General features: G+C 46.1%; 20 protein-coding genes. 3 read left to right on the plus strand and 17 right to left on the minus strand.

The genetic code is table 11. The features are described 5' to 3' along the window. Positions 1 to 6: 6 nt before the first annotated feature. Complete coding sequence (locus FTT63_RS04035) at positions 7 to 1,305, minus strand: YncE family protein (RefSeq protein ID WP_180192006.1); 1,299 nt, start codon at positions 1,303 to 1,305, stop codon at positions 7 to 9. Positions 1,306 to 1,635: 330 nt separating this feature from the next. Between FTT63_RS04035 and FTT63_RS04040 the strand changes: the two genes are divergently transcribed. Further along, complete coding sequence (locus tag FTT63_RS04040) at positions 1,636 to 2,838, plus strand: NAD(P)/FAD-dependent oxidoreductase (protein WP_168395417.1); 1,203 nt, start codon at positions 1,636 to 1,638, stop codon at positions 2,836 to 2,838. A 24-nt stretch (positions 2,839 to 2,862) separates the two neighbouring features. Here the strand turns inward: FTT63_RS04040 and FTT63_RS04045 are convergent, their stop codons facing one another. From FTT63_RS04045 to FTT63_RS04060, 4 genes are all read right to left on the minus strand, one after another. After that, complete coding sequence (locus tag FTT63_RS04045; protein WP_016659361.1) at positions 2,863 to 3,009, minus strand: hypothetical protein; 147 nt, start codon at positions 3,007 to 3,009, stop codon at positions 2,863 to 2,865. A 133-nt stretch (positions 3,010 to 3,142) separates the two neighbouring features. Further along, the gene (locus FTT63_RS04050) at positions 3,143 to 3,337 is read right to left on the minus strand and encodes a hypothetical protein (RefSeq protein ID WP_180192007.1); all 195 of its coding nucleotides are present in this window, start codon (positions 3,335 to 3,337) and stop codon (positions 3,143 to 3,145) included. A gap of 76 nt (positions 3,338 to 3,413) precedes the next feature. Continuing rightward, on the minus strand, positions 3,414 to 5,204 hold the full coding sequence (locus FTT63_RS04055) for a mechanosensitive ion channel (protein ID WP_127798642.1): 1,791 nt from the start codon (positions 5,202 to 5,204) through the stop codon (positions 3,414 to 3,416). A 199-nt stretch (positions 5,205 to 5,403) separates the two neighbouring features. After that, complete coding sequence (locus FTT63_RS04060) at positions 5,404 to 5,736, minus strand: hypothetical protein (RefSeq protein ID WP_005179600.1); 333 nt, start codon at positions 5,734 to 5,736, stop codon at positions 5,404 to 5,406. A 442-nt stretch (positions 5,737 to 6,178) separates the two neighbouring features. Here FTT63_RS04060 and FTT63_RS04065 point away from each other — a divergent pair, with 442 nt between their 5' ends. Beyond that, on the plus strand, positions 6,179 to 6,601 hold the full coding sequence (locus tag FTT63_RS04065) for a hypothetical protein (RefSeq protein ID WP_034598216.1): 423 nt from the start codon (positions 6,179 to 6,181) through the stop codon (positions 6,599 to 6,601). 94 nt (positions 6,602 to 6,695) lie between these two features. On the opposite strand, the gene FTT63_RS04070 is transcribed toward FTT63_RS04065, so the two are convergent. The 3 genes from FTT63_RS04070 to FTT63_RS04080 all read right to left on the minus strand — a co-directional run bounded on the left by FTT63_RS04070 (position 6,696) and on the right by FTT63_RS04080 (position 8,190). After that, entirely contained in the window at positions 6,696 to 6,971 is a 276-nt protein-coding gene (locus FTT63_RS04070) for a hypothetical protein (protein ID WP_104505627.1), read from the minus strand. A gap of 123 nt (positions 6,972 to 7,094) precedes the next feature. After that, the gene (locus FTT63_RS04075; RefSeq protein WP_180192008.1) at positions 7,095 to 7,358 is read right to left on the minus strand and encodes a hypothetical protein; all 264 of its coding nucleotides are present in this window, start codon (positions 7,356 to 7,358) and stop codon (positions 7,095 to 7,097) included. 70 nt (positions 7,359 to 7,428) lie between these two features. Then, the gene (locus FTT63_RS04080) at positions 7,429 to 8,190 is read right to left on the minus strand and encodes a ferredoxin--NADP reductase (RefSeq protein WP_034597870.1); all 762 of its coding nucleotides are present in this window, start codon (positions 8,188 to 8,190) and stop codon (positions 7,429 to 7,431) included. A gap of 85 nt (positions 8,191 to 8,275) precedes the next feature. On the opposite strand from FTT63_RS04080, the gene gigC reads away from it, so the two are divergent. After that, positions 8,276 to 9,157: a LysR family transcriptional regulator GigC gene (gene gigC, locus FTT63_RS04085; RefSeq protein ID WP_005179612.1), complete on the plus strand. Its 882-nt coding sequence runs from the start codon at positions 8,276 to 8,278 to the stop codon at positions 9,155 to 9,157. 49 nt (positions 9,158 to 9,206) lie between these two features. Here the strand turns inward: gigC and FTT63_RS04090 are convergent, their stop codons facing one another. From FTT63_RS04090 to nuoI, 9 genes are all read right to left on the minus strand, one after another. Further along, positions 9,207 to 9,908 (minus strand): cold shock domain-containing protein, encoded by a 702-nt coding sequence (locus FTT63_RS04090; protein ID WP_180192009.1) that lies wholly within the window; start codon positions 9,906 to 9,908, stop codon positions 9,207 to 9,209. Positions 9,909 to 10,020: 112 nt separating this feature from the next. Further along, positions 10,021 to 10,314 (minus strand): cold-shock protein, encoded by a 294-nt coding sequence (locus FTT63_RS04095; RefSeq protein ID WP_163145534.1) that lies wholly within the window; start codon positions 10,312 to 10,314, stop codon positions 10,021 to 10,023. An 80-nt stretch (positions 10,315 to 10,394) separates the two neighbouring features. Next, positions 10,395 to 11,030 carry a uracil phosphoribosyltransferase gene (upp, locus tag FTT63_RS04100; RefSeq protein ID WP_005179614.1) on the minus strand — a complete coding sequence of 212 codons (636 nt, stop codon included), beginning with the start codon at positions 11,028 to 11,030 and terminating at the stop codon, positions 10,395 to 10,397. A gap of 122 nt (positions 11,031 to 11,152) precedes the next feature. Further along, on the minus strand, positions 11,153 to 12,646 hold the full coding sequence (gene nuoN / locus FTT63_RS04105) for an NADH-quinone oxidoreductase subunit NuoN (RefSeq protein ID WP_005179615.1): 1,494 nt from the start codon (positions 12,644 to 12,646) through the stop codon (positions 11,153 to 11,155). 3 nt (positions 12,647 to 12,649) lie between these two features. Then, on the minus strand, positions 12,650 to 14,263 hold the full coding sequence (gene nuoM, locus FTT63_RS04110; RefSeq protein ID WP_045796289.1) for an NADH-quinone oxidoreductase subunit M: 1,614 nt from the start codon (positions 14,261 to 14,263) through the stop codon (positions 12,650 to 12,652). Position 14,264: 1 nt separating this feature from the next. Further along, the gene (gene nuoL, locus FTT63_RS04115; protein ID WP_005179621.1) at positions 14,265 to 16,160 is read right to left on the minus strand and encodes an NADH-quinone oxidoreductase subunit L; all 1,896 of its coding nucleotides are present in this window, start codon (positions 16,158 to 16,160) and stop codon (positions 14,265 to 14,267) included. Continuing rightward, positions 16,157 to 16,465 carry an NADH-quinone oxidoreductase subunit NuoK gene (nuoK, locus tag FTT63_RS04120; protein ID WP_005179622.1) on the minus strand — a complete coding sequence of 103 codons (309 nt, stop codon included), beginning with the start codon at positions 16,463 to 16,465 and terminating at the stop codon, positions 16,157 to 16,159. Before nuoK ends, nuoL begins: the two co-directional genes overlap by 4 nt. Continuing rightward, positions 16,465 to 16,983 carry an NADH-quinone oxidoreductase subunit J gene (gene nuoJ, locus FTT63_RS04125; protein WP_171065113.1) on the minus strand — a complete coding sequence of 173 codons (519 nt, stop codon included), beginning with the start codon at positions 16,981 to 16,983 and terminating at the stop codon, positions 16,465 to 16,467. The genes nuoK and nuoJ overlap by 1 nt, the downstream gene beginning before the upstream one ends. Then, on the minus strand, positions 16,983 to 17,525 hold the full coding sequence (gene nuoI, locus FTT63_RS04130; RefSeq protein WP_005179629.1) for an NADH-quinone oxidoreductase subunit NuoI: 543 nt from the start codon (positions 17,523 to 17,525) through the stop codon (positions 16,983 to 16,985). Before nuoI ends, nuoJ begins: the two co-directional genes overlap by 1 nt. Positions 17,526 to 17,530 lie beyond the last annotated feature (5 nt).

Genomic DNA, 17,530 nt, shown 5'->3' on the forward strand with positions numbered 1-17,530 from the left:
ACCCATTCACGCGCATAGGCTGGAGTAATTTTGCCCCAGATGCTGTAAATTTGCCGATAAAATATTATCCATATAAAAATGGCGCAGGTTTTCATTGGTCAGGGTTTCCCAACTTTCACCATCTTGCAGCACATAACTGCGGCTTTGGGCCTGCTGCTGCTTGAGTGCCGTGACTGTGGCAGCAGTATTGGACTGGAACTGCTGCAATCGCATAAGCGGCATCATGACAATTTTGCCGTTAAACAGGCTGAATAAATGTTCCTGACTAACCTGAATATCTAAGGCACCGGCCAGTTGCTGATCGGTACTCGCCCCTGCCGTACGATATTTATAAAAACTTTCTTCTGCGGCTGGAAAAATATTCTGTAGATTTTGCGTATTTGGTAAAGCTGAACTGTCGATCCGGCCTGAAGTATGGGCTGCATAAAAACGCTGGTCATCCGCGGCATGAAATACCCGTGTTCCCACATTTTCCTGTCGTGTCGCCGCCACGTTTGTTGCGCCTTCTTCAAGATGAGTCAGGTCATATACATAGCTCATGCCATTATTAAAACTGGCATACAGCAAATTACCGACAGCTTCCAAACGCGCACTACAGTTATAACCACAGTTCGGCAAGGACAAACGTGCATATTTTTTGGCTTTTAAATGATTGGTGCTACTGATCTCACTTTGCTTCCAGACATTAATCCGGCTATGCGTATCTGTGGCAAATACATATTGATCATTCGCTGCCACCGACATGGGATGCACCACCACGGTATTGTGCTGATCACCCGACCAACTGCCGGTTCCCAACGACATCAGAAATTGTGGTTCGCCTGAGCCTAAATCAAAGACATCGACCCGGTTAGACGAATAAGAAGCCGCATATAAGCGGTCGTTATGTACACTTAAATCAAACAACCGATTCCACGGCCGACCAATGCCGGAAATATTCTGGGCATGGATCGAACTCAAGACTCGCTTGGCTTTCAGGTCATAACGCAAAATGCTTGCCTCGGCGCTGTCATTGGCCACATACAAAATATCCTGATGCACCACCATCGCTTTCGGATTCCAGCTGTCCAGACCAAAAGTCTGGGCACTAAATTCGGTGGCCAGATCTGCAAAGCGAACGTCATTGATCAAGCTGGCAGTGACAGGCGTGGTATCAGGTGTTGAACCAGGTGAAGTTGGCGTCACAGGAGCCGGTGCAGATGGATTTGAAGATGCTGCCGTATTGCTGTCACTGCCACCGCCGCCACCGCAGCCAGTGAAAGCCATACTCAAAATTACCGCCAGGCTTAATAATGTTTTATTCATTGTGTTCCCCAAGAGACAAAGTCATGACATAAAAAATATGTCTAAAAATTGCTATTTATTCTGAACAACAATGCCCCTTTAATAAATACTAAAATATTGATTTAAAACAACTTTAAAATAAAACCAGATCAAATAAACACGACTTTGCCGCGTAAAAAATCACCTTAAAACAGTAAAATGTGGCCTTGCTAACGATGATTTGGTTTATTGATAGACCATTCCTGCTTTATAGGAAAAGTAAATATTCTGCGCACATTTCAATCTGGAAAATGCGGCATCATCAAACGATAAAGTCTATAATAGTCCGCTTTCATTTTCTCTCGGTGCAACATGGCAACAGCAAATCAATACGATGTTCTAGTTTTGGGTGCCGGTGCGTCTGGTTTAATGACCGCCTATATGGCTGCCCAGCGCGGACGCAAAGTATTGGTGCTGGAAAAAGCCAATAAAGTTGGCAAGAAAATCCTCATGTCGGGCGGTGGCAAATGCAATTTCACCAACCTCTATGTCGAGCCAAGCAACTATATTTCACATAATCCGCATTTTGTGATTTCCGCGCTCAGTCGTTATACCAATTGGGATTTTATCGGGCTGGTCTGCGAATACGGCATTGACTATGAAGAACGTAAACATGGGCAGCTGTTTACCTTAAATGGCGCCAAAGACATTCTGAATATGCTGCTGGCCGAGTGTGACAAAACCGGTCTGGTCGAGATTAAAACCAGCTGTGAAGTCAAAGCCATGACCGCCATAGATGATTTGGGTTTTCAGGTCGCAACCACTTTAGGTTATTTTCAGGCGGAATCTGTGGTGATCGCCAGTGGCGGCCTGTCCATTCCGACGCTAGGGGGTTCCGGAATCGGTTATGAAATTGCCAAGCAGTTTGGTCATCATGTCTATCCAACCCGTGCTGGCTTGGTGCCGTTTACCTTTTCCGACAGTTTTAAAGAAGTCACTACCCGCCTCAGTGGTAATGCCGTAGAGGCCACACTTTCCAATACGCTAAACAGCTTTACCGAAGCTTTGCTGTTTACTCACCGCGGTTTAAGCGGACCAAGTTCGCTGCAGCTGTCCAATTACTGGGATGTCGGCCAAAGTTTTCATATCGACTTCCTGCCGGCCGTGGATTTAGCCGAGTTTTTTAAAGCCAAAAAATCCAGCCAGCCGAAAGTGCTGTTACGTACCTTACTGGCCGAACATTTACCGAAAAGTGTGGTGGCAGAGCTGCAACAGCTGATCTGGCCGGAACAGGCGGAAAGCGCCATCGGGCAGCTGAGTGATGAAAAACTGGAGCAGATTGCAGCGCGCCTGCACAGCTTTGAAGTCAAACCGTCAGGTACCGAAGGCTACCGTACCGCAGAGGTGACTTTAGGTGGCGTCGATACCACTGAAGTTTCTTCCAAAACCATGGAAAGTAAAAAGCAGAAAGGCTTGTATTTTGTCGGTGAGGTGCTGGATGTGACGGGCCATTTAGGTGGTTATAACTTCCAGTGGGCCTGGGCGTCAGCGCATGCCGCCGCCCAATATGTCTGATGGTTTATAAAACTAGTAGATGAATTATTCCAGATAATCTGTGCGCAATAAGCACAGATGATTCTGGCGTTGTACACGTAAAATGGTCTGCTGCATTTTCATCACGGCGCACTGAATATGCTTTGGTAATACTGCCGGCTGTTCTGATTGTTTTAAGCTAATTTTTAACATAAGGTCTTCCCCAAATAGACTTTCGTCGATTTTATTCCCTGAATATTTCATACAGATTAAATCTAAGCATCTAAAATATATGAAATATTTATTCCTTTTTTATGAAGCTTCACTATAGCAAAAAATTGTTCATTTATACAACATCATCGACTTTGGTCGCAGCTTGCCCGGTATCGCCCGGATCATCAGCGCTCTGGGCGGGTTGGTTTTGATTTTGGTTTTGAGTTTTGGCAAAAATAAATTTATATGCGCTGGCCAAAAAGCCAAGGGTAATCCCTGCAATCACTACGGGTGCAAAAAGATTAGAAGGCGCTTTCTTTTTCGTCATTCTGCTTCTCCAGTTTTCAACAAAAAACGAGGTCGATCAACACTCAGTTTGATCGACCTTGTAGATAGATGACAGGTTATTTCGGGTCATCTTTTCGTGGTTGATGTGCATCGACATCCGGTTCTTTTTCACCAGTTGAACCAAACGGATTATTATTGGCCGGATGCGCCGGATCCACCTTCAGCGTATCAGGTGTAACCTGATCTGCACCGGATGCTTCATCTTCCTGTGGTGCAGTGGTCAGCGTTGCCGGTGTGGTATTCGACAAATCCGTGGTCATTGGGGCATTTGTCCCTTGTGACGGGTCCTGTTTGTTCATTGGATTTACTCCTGGGGTCATAAAGCCGCTATTGGCCGCACTGTCCTGCTCCTGTTTCAACGGATTCGGCTGCTTGGCTTCGCGTTTGGCTTTATCAATCAGATCGGTTAAAACACGTTCTGCCGGTTGACGGCCACCCAGACCAAAGGCCAGAGCAAAGGCCACCGCAACTGCACCCAAGGTTAGACCGAAGGCCAGGTTCACAATAGAATCGGCAATGCCCATGGCACGTAAGCCCATTGCTACGACCAGACCCATAATCAGTACGCGTACCAGCGTCGCTAACCAGCGTGAACTGTTGTATTCACCACGCTCGACCACTTTGGCCACCACATTCGCCAGCCAGAAACCGACCACCAGAATAACCGCGCCCAGCAGAATATTGGCACCGAAGTAAATGAACATCGAAATCAGACCACTTACCTGCTCGAAACCAAGACGATTGGCCGCTTCAGACACGGCAAACAGCATGGTAAAGAACACGATCAGACAACCAACCATGGTCGATACTTTGGTGGTACCGAGGAAACGTTGTACGCCCAGTTTGGCCGGAATTTCATCGACACCCGTACCTGAAATAATTTCAACCACCAGATTGGCCACGAAACGTGACACCACATAGGCAATGATCAGGATTAAACCGGCGGCAATAATATGCGGAATTGCATACATGATTTCATGCAGCATGGCGGTTGCCGGCTGAGAAATCGCCTCAATACCCAAGGCTTCAAATGCAATGATTAATGCAGTAATGATGATCAGGGCAAAAACAAAAGAACCGACCAGCTTCGGCAAGTTAGAGTTCTTGAACAGGCCAATTTTTTGCGCCTGCTGTTGCAGATTCAGGCTACCAATTAAACCTTCGACAATACCACGGACAATTTTAGCCAGAATATAACCGACAAAAATAATCACGCCGGCAATAAAGATATTCGGCAGATAAGAAATGGCTTCAGTCACCATGTTTTGTACTGGATACAACAGGCCGTTTAAGCCCAGAATCGACAGCACAATTGGCAAGAACAGTAACAGGATTAACCAGTACACAATATCACTGATATTGCGGCTAATCGGGCTAACCCCGACATCGGCACTGAGCTTTTCATCCAGCTGGGTACGATTCAGTACGCGCTGCAGGCCCATTTTGACCAGCGTTGCGACAATCCAGGCAATAAAACCGACCGCAATGGCTGCCAACAACTGGGGAATAAAGACCAGGAAGCTTTGAATCATATTGCTAAACGGCCCACTGACACTGGTCAGATTCAGCACATTCAGCGCCGCGATAATCGCGATAATCATGATGATCCAGAAGGCAACTCTGGACAGAATACTTTCTACATTGGGACGGTGCCCGGTGGCATGCGACAGCTTCTGGTTGGTGCCCAGCTTTTCTAAGCCTTTTTTAATGGCTGCACCGACAATTAAAGCAATAATCCAACCAATAATAAGTATGGCAATCGCCGATAAAATGGGATGAAACTGTTCCCAGTAGTACATGGCATCGAAGCCTGCACCTCTCGGGTTTCCATCAAAATAATCATTCATATGTCTTGCCCTCTTGTTATGACTTTCTACATTCGTTGTTCATGGCAAAAGATGCGCATCTTGATCATGGTAAAAATGAAAGGTTTAAGTACTTTGTATTTTTAAGTACCGTGTTTTTATGAAGTACCAAGCGTGTAAGAATGCACGGCTATCGCAAAAAACCCTGAACTGACGGTCAGGGTTTATGCAATCTTCAGACTTATTGAGCGGTGGCCGTAGCGGTATCGCCATCAGTGGCAGTGGCTGAATCACCATCTACAGCGGTGCCAATGTCGCCATCCACACCTGTGGTCGCCACACCTTCTTCAGCCATTGCAGGCGTACTGTTATTGGGTGTAGCCTGTTCTACATTGGCATTCGGATGCCCAGGTGGTGCCTCACTCGGTTTAGGATCACGATCCGCAAACATATACACCACCAGTGCCAGCAGAAAAACACCCACAGCAATCAAGATAAAAACTGGCATACGTTTTTTCTTTTGTACTTCTTCTGCGCTTGTGACATGAGGTGGCTTGTTAAAATCATGGCTCATGTTTCCCTCACTTCTTTTCTATTCGCTTGTCGAATTTTTATACTAACAAGAAGCATTGTTGTGTTGTGTGACAAAGCATTGTGAGATGGTGAAAAATGTAATTACAAAAAATGAAGTTTTTTACTGCTTTCATTTTATTCAAAATTTTGACGTAAACTGGATTTAGCAGCTGACAGGACTTGTATACTTTTTAGTCGCAATAAGCAGATGAATAACTGATGCAAAATTAGAAGAATAAGCACATGAAAAGGAATATAGAATCGCCTAGATGAGAGAAAAAATTCAGCAGCCTGAGCATTCTCCAGTGCTGATCAGCCCCTCCTTGCTTGATACAGCAAAATGCCAGGTAACAATTTGCTTCAGCTCGCCCACCACAAGCACTGCCTTAACGCATACAAATGCGCTATAATATGTCACTCTTTTTTTCATGCTCCAGAATTTTATGGCGTATCGTCAACAAAGTGTAACGCTTGATCTTGACACTGACGTCACACATCAATGTGCTTTGCACTACACGCGTGATCAGCATTTAATCGGGATTATTGAGTTCAGTAAGCCGAGCTTTCTTCTGAAATGGGGCGATCTGGAATATTTCCGCCGTCGTACTGAAGAGTTTTCAGTGATGCCGTTTCCAGACTGCATTAATGCCATGGTGATTGATGTGCGTAATGTCGCGGCCTGGCTCGATAATGAAGTGCCGATTATTCCATGGCGCTTACTGGAAGAAGAATGTCCAGTGCGTCTGGTGGTCCCTGCAGACCGTGTCGAACACTATGCCGGCTTTTTTGAACCGACCTGGCTGACTACTGATACAGAAACAGCGATTCAGGAAATCCGTCATTTTATGGATATGTTTGTGCATTAAGCATATTCAAGTGGTGCTGACACTTCATCAAAAAAACCTCATCTGAATCATACAGATGAGGTTTTTTAATAGAATATACGTTTCATTTAATCCGTTAGCGAATGGTAAAAATACACTGCTGCTTAAAACTGGATTTGGGTAGCCAGATCAGCTGTTTATAGCGCACCTGATCTATTCCAAAACTTTGCATTTTCTGGCGTGTATAGCGCCAGCCAATACAATCTTGATAGCGCGCATATTCAGGCGCTTGCCCTGCTGTAGTCGATGCCTGCTGGACCTGAATTTTCTGGAAAAACGCGGTTTCTCTGGCGCGCATCGGGCCAATATACTGCTGATAGGCCTGCTCCATGTCTGCATCATCAAACTGCATTGGTTACATGGCGCCGCCATGCCAGCCCAGCTGACTGCGCCAGTTCAGATATTTGACCTTTCCGGCCGGAAACACATAATTGGCGCAGGAGGAAAAACAGTATTGCCCGACTTCTACATTCAGCTAATGCGCATAGACCAGATCACCCAAATCCATTCCCAGACCAATTTCACCCCCTTGACTGGTGATTTTCAGGGTCTGTACTTGCGGGAACTGCTTTAACAAGGCAGCTGCACGGGTATTGGCATCTTGGCTGAGCGGGCCAGTATAGATCAGCACATTTTCTTGTACCGTCACTTCTGTTTCCGTGCCTGTGATATTTGCCTGCAGCGTAGTTTCCGCCACCAGCGCGACGCTGGCCATAAGCATGGATTGAAACACTTGCATCACATCCTCACAGAACAATAAACCAGGCTGAGAACAGCAGACCATTGAAGTAAGCCTGTAGCACTCAAGCTTACCAGTAATTCTCTACCGCGATATTGCCTTCTCCACGGCGATTCATGCTCAGGCCACGCGCTTTTAGGGCTTCTTTGGTATCTTCCACCATTTGCGGGTTACCACATAGCATCACATGACTGCTGTCCGGATTAAAAGACAGGCCCACAGCTTTTTCCAGCTCGCCATTGGCGATTAACACCGGCAGACGGTCATGCAAAGGTGCGTTCGGATCACGGGTAATAATCGGCACAAATTTAAAACCTGTATGCCCTTCGCCAAAAGTCGCTGCAATTTCTTCAATCCGCTCGACATAGGCCAGTTCAGCGGCAGTACGGACACTATAGACCAGATGGATATGCTGGTATTTATTCCAGGTGTCGAAGTCTTGCAGCATCGACAGGAATGGCGCCAGTCCGGTGCCGGTACCCAAAAGCCATAAGTCTTGTGGCAAAGGCAACTGATAGCGCGCCAAGGTTAAAAAGCCATACGGTACTTTTTCCAAATACAGCTCATCGCCAACCTGCAGATGTTGCAGATTGGAAGTAAAGGCCCCATCGGGTACGACAATTGAAAAGAATTCCAGGGTTTCATCAAAAGGTGAGGACACCACTGAATAGGCCCGCACCACCAGTTCATCGCCGACTTTAAGGCCAATACGCGCAAATTGCCCGGCAGTAAATTTAAAGTGGGCTGGACGCGTCATGGTAAAGCTGAACAAGGTATCGGTCCAGCGATGTACAGATAACACCGTTTCTAGGCTAAATTTTTCAATTGACATAATTTGTACGTGGCATGAAAGACTGCGCTCATGGTAGCATGGCAGCATAATTTATTAATATTTTTTAAATGTTAAGGCTATATTCATGCGCATGACTTTACGCCAATTGGCTGTTTTTGTAGCAGTCGCTCAAGAAGGCACAGTAACCAAGGCCAGTGATGCCGTCAAACTGACGCAAAGTGCGGCGAGTATGGCTTTAGCAGATCTGGAAGATGGTTTAGGCGCACCATTGTTTGACCGTTTAGGTAAACGCCTGCAATTGAATGATCTGGGCCGTTTTTTACTCCCGCAGGCGCTTGAAATTCTGGGTCGCTGTGAGGCCTTTGAACAGGCCGCCAAAGGTGAGCTGCAAAGCATTGATTTGCGTCTGGGCGCGACCCTGACCATTTCCGATTATCTGATGCCAGATTTAATGGCCAACTTCCTACAAATTCAGCCACAGGCGCATTTACAGCTGCAAGTCGGTAATACCCGTCAAATGATTGAAGCAGTCAACCAGTTCCAGCTCGATTTAGCCCTGATTGAAGGTTCCTGTCATTTACCGCAGCTGCAATGTATCCACTGGCGTGATGATGAACTGGCGGTCTGCTGTTCACCGAATCATCCGCTGGCGCAGCTAGACCGTGCCTTAACCGCAGAAGACTTTAAACAGGTGGAATGGATTTTACGAGAAGAAGGTTCAGGCACGCGTGAAGTATTTGATAACGCCATTTTAAAAGATGTGCCAGATGCCAAAATCCGTTTAACCCTGGGTCATAATGAAGCCATTCTGAAAATTGTGGCCGGCGGCTTAGGCATGTCCTGTATTTCAAAACTGGCGATTGAGCCTTTACGTGAAAAAGGCCAGCTGGTGATTTTAGATACTCCATTCTGGCAACTGGCGCGGCCTTTATTTATGCTGGTGCATCGTCAGAAATACCAGGGTCCAGGTCTGAAAGCCTTTATGAAGTTCTGTGACAGCAAATAAGACTGTATTTAATCCATAAAAAAGCGCCTGCAGGCGCTTTTTTCATACCTTATCGAAATTGGCTTTCACATGGAATCCCGTCGCCATCACCATCCATTTTGGTATTTGGGCAATTACGAATAAAGAATAAAGCCTCCTCATAAGACTTCATCTGACTACAATGCTCGCGGCCATCACATTTAAATTGTTCAGATGAGCTGCTACTTACCGGCAGCGCTTGCTCTACATTCTCTTGGACATTTTCTAAATTCTTTTTCCCTTTTTCACTAAGTCCAAGTTCCGGTAATTCGCCATGTACCGCTCTTTGCTCAGCTACGATCTGTTGCTGAGCAATCATCAGTTCTTCAAGTTTTTGCTGTTTCTGAGTTTGATATTCTTGATATTTCTTATATACCAAAACACTTAATCCTAAAATAATGATTAAGCCTAATACAGTAATGATCTTTGAGTTAAGCCATGAAGACTTCTTTTTATCTCTTGACGAAACTTTACCCTCGATATTTCTGTATCGTAGATTGTTCTGTTCAGCAGGCTCTGATACTTTTAGGTCTAAGCGCACAATATTCGCGGCTTTAAATTTTCCTGCATCTTCAACAATTATAAATTTTAGATTTTCACCGATTTTAGGTGGAACATTCTTATTGGGAAAATCTTTGATGTGGAAAAATAAATCTTTTGACTCTTTCTCTATCTGAATAAAACCAAAACCACGATCTTCATGATAGCTTTTGATTTTCCCCTCTTGAAACATAATGCGCTCTTATCTTTGATATTTTTAATAATTGTAATAAAAAAGAAGCTAAAAAGCCTCTTTTCTATTCTTATACTCGACTTAAGCAGAATATATAAATTCTACCTCAGTACTAACGTCGGAAATTGGACAGCAGGGAAGAAGTAATCGACTGGTTATGGGCGGCCACTTTGGATTTTTTGGCTTTGGCCGACTGGTCTTCAACCCGCTCAATTTTCACTGCTTTAAACTTGTTGCCGTTTTTGACCACATTAAATTTCACCCGGTCATTTCGCTTCGGTTCTATCCTATCGGCCGGGAAATCGGAAATATGAAAAAACACTTCGCCTTCCGGACAGGCAATAAAGCCGTAACCCTTGTCTGCGTTGTATTGCTTAACTTTACCCTGATATTGTTCGTTGCTCATCGACCTGTCCCCCATTTGCGCTTCAAGCTTAGTATATAAAAAAGAGGCTATAAAAGCCCCTTCTCTGTTCACTGGCAAAATCAGTCTTTTTGCACGGAACCGAAAATTTTGTCACCGGCATCACCCAGGCCCGGTACGATATAGCCATTTTCATTCAGGCCCTGATCAACAGAGGCAGTGAAAATTACCACATCCGGGTGCGCTTCCTCTACACGCTGAATGCCTTCTGGCGCAGCCACCAGCACCATCACGCGAATATCTTTACAGCCGCTGGCTTTTAACACATCAATCGCCGCCACTAAAGATGAACCGGTGGCCAGCATTGGATCAATGATCATGGCAATACGGTTTTGTACATCTGGCACCAGTTTTTTATAGTAGGTACGCGCTTCCAGCGTTTCTTCATCACGTTCTAAGCCCAGTACAGAAACTTTGGCACTTGGAATCAGGTTCAGGAAACCATCCAGCATGCCAATACCAGCACGTAAAATTGGCACTACAGTAATTTTTTTACCGGCAATACGGTCTACCGTGACCGCACCATTCCAGCCGTCAATTTCATGCTCGACCATTGGCAAATCTTTGGTCGCCTCATAGGTCAACAGCATGGTCACTTCTTGCGCCAGCTCGCGGAAGTTTTTAGTGCTGATATCTGCACGACGCAGTAAACCGAGTTTATGACGAATGAGCGGATGACGAATTTCATGGATAGCCACGGGAGAACACCTAAAAGGTTAAGATAAAATTCCGTCTATTATAATCATTTTTTGACCCTGATAAAAACAAAAAAGCCCTCAAATATTGAGGGCTTTTTGCTAGACAATTCTCTTTTTCAAGATTATTGCTGAGACAGCATGAAGTGAATTGGAGATAAAATCTCGGCTTCAAGCGCCATCTGGATAATTGGATCCGGATAAACACCAATCACCAATACCGCCAGTGCAGCCAGCAGAACCATGATCCCGCCAACACGTTGACCCCAATGATCGACTGCATCCATTTTTGGTGTTTCTGGCGGAGTCATATACATCACCACCATCACACGTAAATAGTAATACAGACCAATACCCGAACCGACAATAATCATCGCTGCCAGGAACCAGTGCTGGGTTGTTACCGCAGCCATGACAATCAGGAACTTACCAATAAAGCCTGCAGTCAGTGGAATACCGGCCAGAGACAGCATCATCACGGTTAATACAGCAGTCAGCACTGGACGACGCCAGAACAGACCACGGTATTCAGCCAGACTTTCTGCTTCTGAAGTGTTGTTATATGGACTCGACATTAACGCTACGGCACCGAAAGCACCAATCGTGGTTAATACATAGGTAATCACATAAACAGTCACATTACCCAAGCTGGCATAAGTCAGACTGATCAGACCAATCAGCAGATAACCGAAGTGTGCGATTGAAGAGTATGCCAGGACACGCTTCAAGTTCACTTGGCGTACCGCCAGGAAGTTACCGACCACAATCGACAGTACGGCAATAATGGTCAGCAGTGTAATAACTGATTCTTGCAGGATGGCACCTGAAGTCAGCAAGTAACGTACGAACAAACCAATGGTCGCCACTTTGGCAGCCGTTGCCAGGAAGGTCGCGATTGGTGCTGGAGCACCCGCATACACATCTGGTGTCCATTTGTGGAATGGTGCCAAAGACAGTTTGAATGCAACCGCAAAGATAATTAAGGCAATACCTAAAATGACCAGTGGCTGGTGCAGGTTCTGCATAAGCGCCTGTACAGAGTCATAGAATGACAGTGAACCGGTGTAGGCATAAATATACGCCATACCCATCAGCAACATCGCAGATGCGGTTGCTGAAAGTACCAGGTATTTCACCCCTGCTTCTAAAGACTTCGAACGCTGATGCGTATAGGCTAACAAGCCATACACCGGAATCGACATCAATTCCAGGCTGATGAAGAATGAAGCATAGTGCGAGCTTGCCACCATGAGCATTGCGCCTGCAACTGAGGACAACATCAGGATGTACAGCTCTTCACGATTGTCTTTATAGCTTTCAATATAAGCATGTGACAAGGTACAGCAAGCCAGTGCAGCAACCAGGATCAGTAACTGATAAACCAGTGTGAACTGATCAATCATAAACATGCCCATGACATTCGCTGGTGCAAAAGCACCACCGAATAATGAGAGCAGAATATACGCTGCAGCAAGGTTTAAGCCCACTACAGATGCTGTCGCAATCAGGTTATGGTTACGCTTGATTGCGGTGAGAATCATCACGACGATCGCAGTTAAAGCCACGATCATCACAGGAGCTAATGGCATAAGCTCGGAAAATGACATTGTGAAGTTCATGACTTATTGGATCTCCACATTTTCGAGTTGAGTGCTTACCTGTTCGGTCACTTCAACTAGCTCTTGAACTGGAATGTAGCTGTTTGCTAACCACGCCATGCTTGAATTGGAAATATCAAGGAAGCTTTGTGGATACAGACCAAGCCATAACAGACCAACGGCACAAATTAACAGAATCACAATTTCACGCGCATCCAGATCTTTTAACGGATTGCTGTAATGCTGTTTTTGCTCTTCGTTTGGTGTACCAAATAATGCTTTGTGAATCAGGATCAGACCATAAAGACCTGCAAACACCAGACTCACTGCAGCAATGATTGTAAATACAGGGAACTGGTTGAATGAACCCATCAGAATCAGGAATTCACCAATAAAGTTACCCAGACCCGGGATACCGACCAATGCTGCCACGAAGAACATCAGGAAGAAGGCCAGATACGGGAATTGACCACGAATACCACCCATCAGACGCATGTCACGGGTATGCACACGTTCATAGACCTGACCACACATAATGAACAATGCAGCAGATGACAAGCCATGTGCCAGCATCATGATCATTAAGCCTTGGTAAGTCAGGATATTACCTGCGTAAATCGCCAGTAACACAAAGCCCATGTGCGAAATAGAGGTATAAGCCAACAGGCGTTTCATATCGGTTTGCTGGAAGGCACACCAAGCGCCGTAGAAAATACCAATTAAACCGAAAATAATCGCGATGTCTGCAAACTGTGCAGAAGCCGCCGGGAAGAATGGAATCACAAAACGGAGTAAACCGTACGCTGCAGTCTTAATCAAGATACCTGCAAGGTCAACAGAACCTGCTGTTGGTGCCTGTGCGTGGGCATCTGGTAACCAGCCGTGTAACGGGAAAACTGGAAGTTTTACCGCAAAGCCGATGAACATACAGATCATGAAGGCATAAGCCACTGCCGGTAACTGTGCATCAAGCGTATTCGCCACCGCTAACAGATAGTGGTAGTTGAACGAGATGGTACCTGACAGCATGTAACCGTAAATCACCAGACCCAGGATACCGATCAGCATGATCAGACCTGCAACCTGTGTATAGATAAAGAACTTGGTTGCTGCGTAAACACGCGATTTACCATCTGCCCCTTTATGCCCCCAAAGTGCAATCAGGAAGTAGATTGGAACCAGCATCATCTCCCAGAAGAAGAAGAACAGGAACAGGTCAATCGCCAGGAATACACCAATCACGCCACCTAAAGACCATAACAGGTTCAGGTGGAAGAAGCCTACGTTCTTCTGGATTTCACCCCAAGAACAGCCGACGGCCAAAATACCCAGCAGCGCTGTCAGGCCAACCATGAGTAATGATAAGCCATCTACCGCCAGGTGAATGTTAATGCCCAGGGTTTGAATCCAAGGCAACTGGAATTGGGCAGCCCAGCTTGGAACCTGTGCACCCAATGCATATTGATACGTACCTGATTGCCATAACGCCAGGGTCAGACCCAGCGTTACCAGCATACCCACCAGCGCAATATAGCGCGGCAGTTTGTCGTCGAGCTTGTCGACGATCCAACAAATAAAACCTGCAATGAACGGAACGAGGATCAGTGCGGGTAAAATGATATTGTTTGGAGCTTCCATCTTATTTCCCCACGACCTGAGTCACGACCACGACCAGCAGTAAAACAACAACACCGAGGGCCATACTAGAGGCGTATTCGCGCAATGAACCGGTTTGACGTGAACTGGTAAAGCTGTTGCCTGCTTTAACAATTGCAGGAAGCACCAGCCACAAGCCATCAATCGGATCGCGACCTAAAATTTTAGCGATAAGCAGGTAAGGCTTCACGAATACGATGTCATACAACGCATCGAAACCAAGTGCATTACGGCAGATATTGGCCAGACCTGAACCCAGAGAAGTCTGAGCAAAGCCTTTTACGGCATTGTAAGCAAACGCAAACAGCACCACGCCAACAGCAAGACCTGCCAAAGCAACCCCAATCGCGATGTATTCAGCACCATGTGCACCGGCTTCAAGCGCTTCAGGAATAATGAAGGCTGGAATTTGTGCAGCATCCAAAATACTCATGACTGGTGCTTTCAGCACAATCGCCAGACCCGTTGAAAGTACTGCCAGAATTGCCAGTGGAGCCCAGTAAGTAATGCCTTTGATTTCATGATAAGGCGTGTTTTCTTTGCCGAAGAATACCACCCAGATTAAACGGAAAGTATAAATAGACGTTAAGAACGCACCTGCAACACCTACCCAATACAGTGTATTGAAGACTGGTACGCCAGCTAAATGGCTTTGTGTCCACACCGCGGCCAGAATCGCATCTTTAGAGAAGAAGCCGATGGTCAGGAATGGAATGGCTGCCAAGGCACCGCCACCAATCGCGAAACATGCAAACAGGAATTTGTTCTTGTAGAACAGACCACCCATCTTGAAGATGTTTTGTTCGTGATGGTAAGCCAGAATCACTGCACCTGAAGACAAGAATAATAATGCCTTGAAGAATGCGTGAGTCAGCATGTGGAACAGACCCGCCTGGTACGCTTCAGCACCTACGGCCATAAACATATAACCGAGCTGACTCATGGTTGAGTAAGCCAGAATACGTTTGATATCGGTTTGAACCAGCGCTGCAAAACCAGCCACCAGCAAGGTTACCGCACCGGTAATAGAAATGAAGATCATCACTTCTGGTGCAAGTTCAAATACGCTGAACATACGGCAGCATAGATAAACACCTGCAGTCACCATAGTTGCCGCGTGGATTAACGCAGATACTGGTGTCGGACCCGCCATCGCATCTGCCAACCAGGTTTGTAACGGGATTTGCGCAGATTTACCAGCAGCACCCAGGAACAACATTAAAGCTGTCCAGATGGTAATTGATGAACTTTGGGTCATAACCGCAGCAGCATTCTCAACGATGTACTGTGTATTCAGGGTACCGAACTGTTGGTACAGCAAGAACAGTGCAATCAGAAGAAATACGTCACCAACACGCGTTACGGTAAAGGCTTTAATTGCCGCAAAACCGTTGGCCGGGTTCTGGTAGTAATAACCGATTAACAGGTAAGAACACAGACCTACACCTTCCCAACCCAGGAACAATAACGCCAGGTTATCGCCCAGTACCAGCAGTAACATGCTGGCTACGAACAGGTTGAAGTAAGAGAAGAAACGTGCAAAGTCTTCCTCACCACGCATATACCAAGATGCGAAGATGTGAATCAGGAAACCAACACCGGTGATCATGCCCATCATCAGTAACGATAAGCCGTCAAGCTGCAAACTGATGCCTGGGGCAAAATCACCCACACTGAACCACGTCCACAAATGCTGAACGTAAAGTTCTTTACCGTTATTGACAAAGTCAAGGCCGGCAATCAGGGCAAATAATGCCGATAAACCAACTGCCCCTACCCCGATAATCGCCGCAACTTTCTCAGGAAGATTGTGACGCCCTGCCGCTAATAAAATAAAACCGATTAGCGGGAACAAAATTGTTAAATATAAATAACTCATCCGCGCATCTCACTAGCAGCATCCACATCCAGGTGATGGAAGCGATGATAGAACTGAAGGACGATCGCAAGACCGATACATGCCTCTGCCGCAGCCAGCGTCAGAATCAAGATGAACATGATCTGGCCATCTGGTTGTACCCAGGCACTACCCGCCAGAACAAACGCCAGTGCCGCAGCGTTCATCATGATTTCAAGGCTCATTAAAATGAATAACAGGTTGCGTCGCACCATTACACCGTAAAAACCCAGTGCAAAAAGAATGGTTGCAACGATCAAACCATGTTCTAAAGGGATGTTGCCCATTATTGTTTTTCCTCTTCTGCACCTGGTTCACGTTTACCTAAGTGGAATGCTGCAACCAGGGCTGCTAGCAATAACATCGCGGCAACTTCAACCAATAATAAATAGTGAGTAAAGAGTGCTTGACCGACTTCTTTAGGACCAACAATTTCGGTTCCCATGACAGCTGGCGTGCTGGAGTAATCCGATGCAAGCATCCATACCAGAACCAGACCCATCAGGAAGCTCATTAATGCTGGATATGCCCATGCAGATGAGTTGAGCCATTTGCTCTCTTGTTCAACAGTTTGCTGACCCAAGTTCAACATCATCACCACGAACACGAATAACACCATGATCGCGCCGGCATACACAATAATTTCCAGGGCACCGGCAAACGGTGCACCCACAATCATGAACATCCCTGCAACTGCAAGTAATGACACGATCAAGCTCAGTAACGCATGTACTGGGTTCGTGTTGGTGACAACACGAACAGTAGAGATAATGGCCACGAGTGCCATCAAATAAAACGGCCACATCATGGTAATAGACTCCGTACATCAACAGGTGCACTTTCTTTTTGTGCTTGACCTTTGTCTTTACCTGTAACTGCCATACCGGTTACACGGTAGAAGTTATAGTCAGGATATTTACCCGGACCTGAAATCAGCAAATGTTCTTTTTCATAGACCAGGTCCTGACGAACATATTCACCCAATTCAAAGTCTGGTGTCAGCTGAATTGCAGTTGTCGGGCAGGCTTCTTCACACATACCGCAGAAGATACAGCGAGAGAAGTTGATACGGAAAAATTCCGGATACCAACGACCATCTTCCTGCTCTGCTTTTTGCAGTGAAATACAACCCACTGGACATGCAACGGCACACAGGTTACAGGCAACGCAGCGCTCTTCGCCATCTGGGTCACGTGTAAGCACGATACGACCACGGAAACGCGGTGGTACGATTTCTTCGGCTGGCACTTCCGGATATAAAATGGTGTCACGTTTGCGGGTTGCGTGGCTGAACACCATCCACAACGAGCGCACGATTGACCCAAATCCAGCTAGAAACTTATACATTTTGT

Source organism: Acinetobacter sp. C15, assembly GCF_013420645.1.
Taxonomy (GTDB): Bacteria; Pseudomonadota; Gammaproteobacteria; order Pseudomonadales; family Moraxellaceae; genus Acinetobacter; species Acinetobacter indicus.

What these genes read in the sequence shown, in the direction of transcription:
- FTT63_RS04090 (WP_180192009.1), bottom strand. Translation starts at nt 9,908, where the DNA reads ATGTTTCAAGAGGGGAAAATCAAAAGCTATCATGAAGATCGTGGTTTT.
- FTT63_RS04055 (WP_127798642.1), bottom strand. Translation starts at nt 5,204, where the DNA reads ATGAATGATTATTTTGATGGAAACCCGAGAGGTGCAGGCTTCGATGCC.
- FTT63_RS04080 (WP_034597870.1), bottom strand. Translation starts at nt 8,190, where the DNA reads ATGTCAATTGAAAAATTTAGCCTAGAAACGGTGTTATCTGTACATCGC.
- FTT63_RS04040 (WP_168395417.1), top strand. Translation starts at nt 1,636, where the DNA reads ATGGCAACAGCAAATCAATACGATGTTCTAGTTTTGGGTGCCGGTGCG.
- nuoL (WP_005179621.1), bottom strand. Translation starts at nt 16,160, where the DNA reads ATGAGTTATTTATATTTAACAATTTTGTTCCCGCTAATCGGTTTTATT.
- gigC (WP_005179612.1), top strand. Translation starts at nt 8,276, where the DNA reads ATGCGCATGACTTTACGCCAATTGGCTGTTTTTGTAGCAGTCGCTCAA.
- FTT63_RS04045 (WP_016659361.1), bottom strand. Translation starts at nt 3,009, where the DNA reads ATGTTAAAAATTAGCTTAAAACAATCAGAACAGCCGGCAGTATTACCA.
- nuoJ (WP_171065113.1), bottom strand. Translation starts at nt 16,983, where the DNA reads ATGTGGCCGTTTTATTTGATGGCACTCGTGGCCATTATCTCTACTGTT.
- FTT63_RS04050 (WP_180192007.1), bottom strand. Translation starts at nt 3,337, where the DNA reads ATGACGAAAAAGAAAGCGCCTTCTAATCTTTTTGCACCCGTAGTGATT.
- nuoI (WP_005179629.1), bottom strand. Translation starts at nt 17,525, where the DNA reads ATGTATAAGTTTCTAGCTGGATTTGGGTCAATCGTGCGCTCGTTGTGG.
- FTT63_RS04070 (WP_104505627.1), bottom strand. Translation starts at nt 6,971, where the DNA reads ATGCAGTTTGATGATGCAGACATGGAGCAGGCCTATCAGCAGTATATT.
- nuoK (WP_005179622.1), bottom strand. Translation starts at nt 16,465, where the DNA reads ATGGGCAACATCCCTTTAGAACATGGTTTGATCGTTGCAACCATTCTT.
- FTT63_RS04095 (WP_163145534.1), bottom strand. Translation starts at nt 10,314, where the DNA reads ATGAGCAACGAACAATATCAGGGTAAAGTTAAGCAATACAACGCAGAC.
- FTT63_RS04060 (WP_005179600.1), bottom strand. Translation starts at nt 5,736, where the DNA reads ATGAGCCATGATTTTAACAAGCCACCTCATGTCACAAGCGCAGAAGAA.
- nuoN (WP_005179615.1), bottom strand. Translation starts at nt 12,646, where the DNA reads ATGAACTTCACAATGTCATTTTCCGAGCTTATGCCATTAGCTCCTGTG.
- FTT63_RS04075 (WP_180192008.1), bottom strand. Translation starts at nt 7,358, where the DNA reads ATGCAAGTGTTTCAATCCATGCTTATGGCCAGCGTCGCGCTGGTGGCG.
- nuoM (WP_045796289.1), bottom strand. Translation starts at nt 14,263, where the DNA reads ATGGAAGCTCCAAACAATATCATTTTACCCGCACTGATCCTCGTTCCG.
- FTT63_RS04035 (WP_180192006.1), bottom strand. Translation starts at nt 1,305, where the DNA reads ATGAATAAAACATTATTAAGCCTGGCGGTAATTTTGAGTATGGCTTTC.
- FTT63_RS04065 (WP_034598216.1), top strand. Translation starts at nt 6,179, where the DNA reads ATGGCGTATCGTCAACAAAGTGTAACGCTTGATCTTGACACTGACGTC.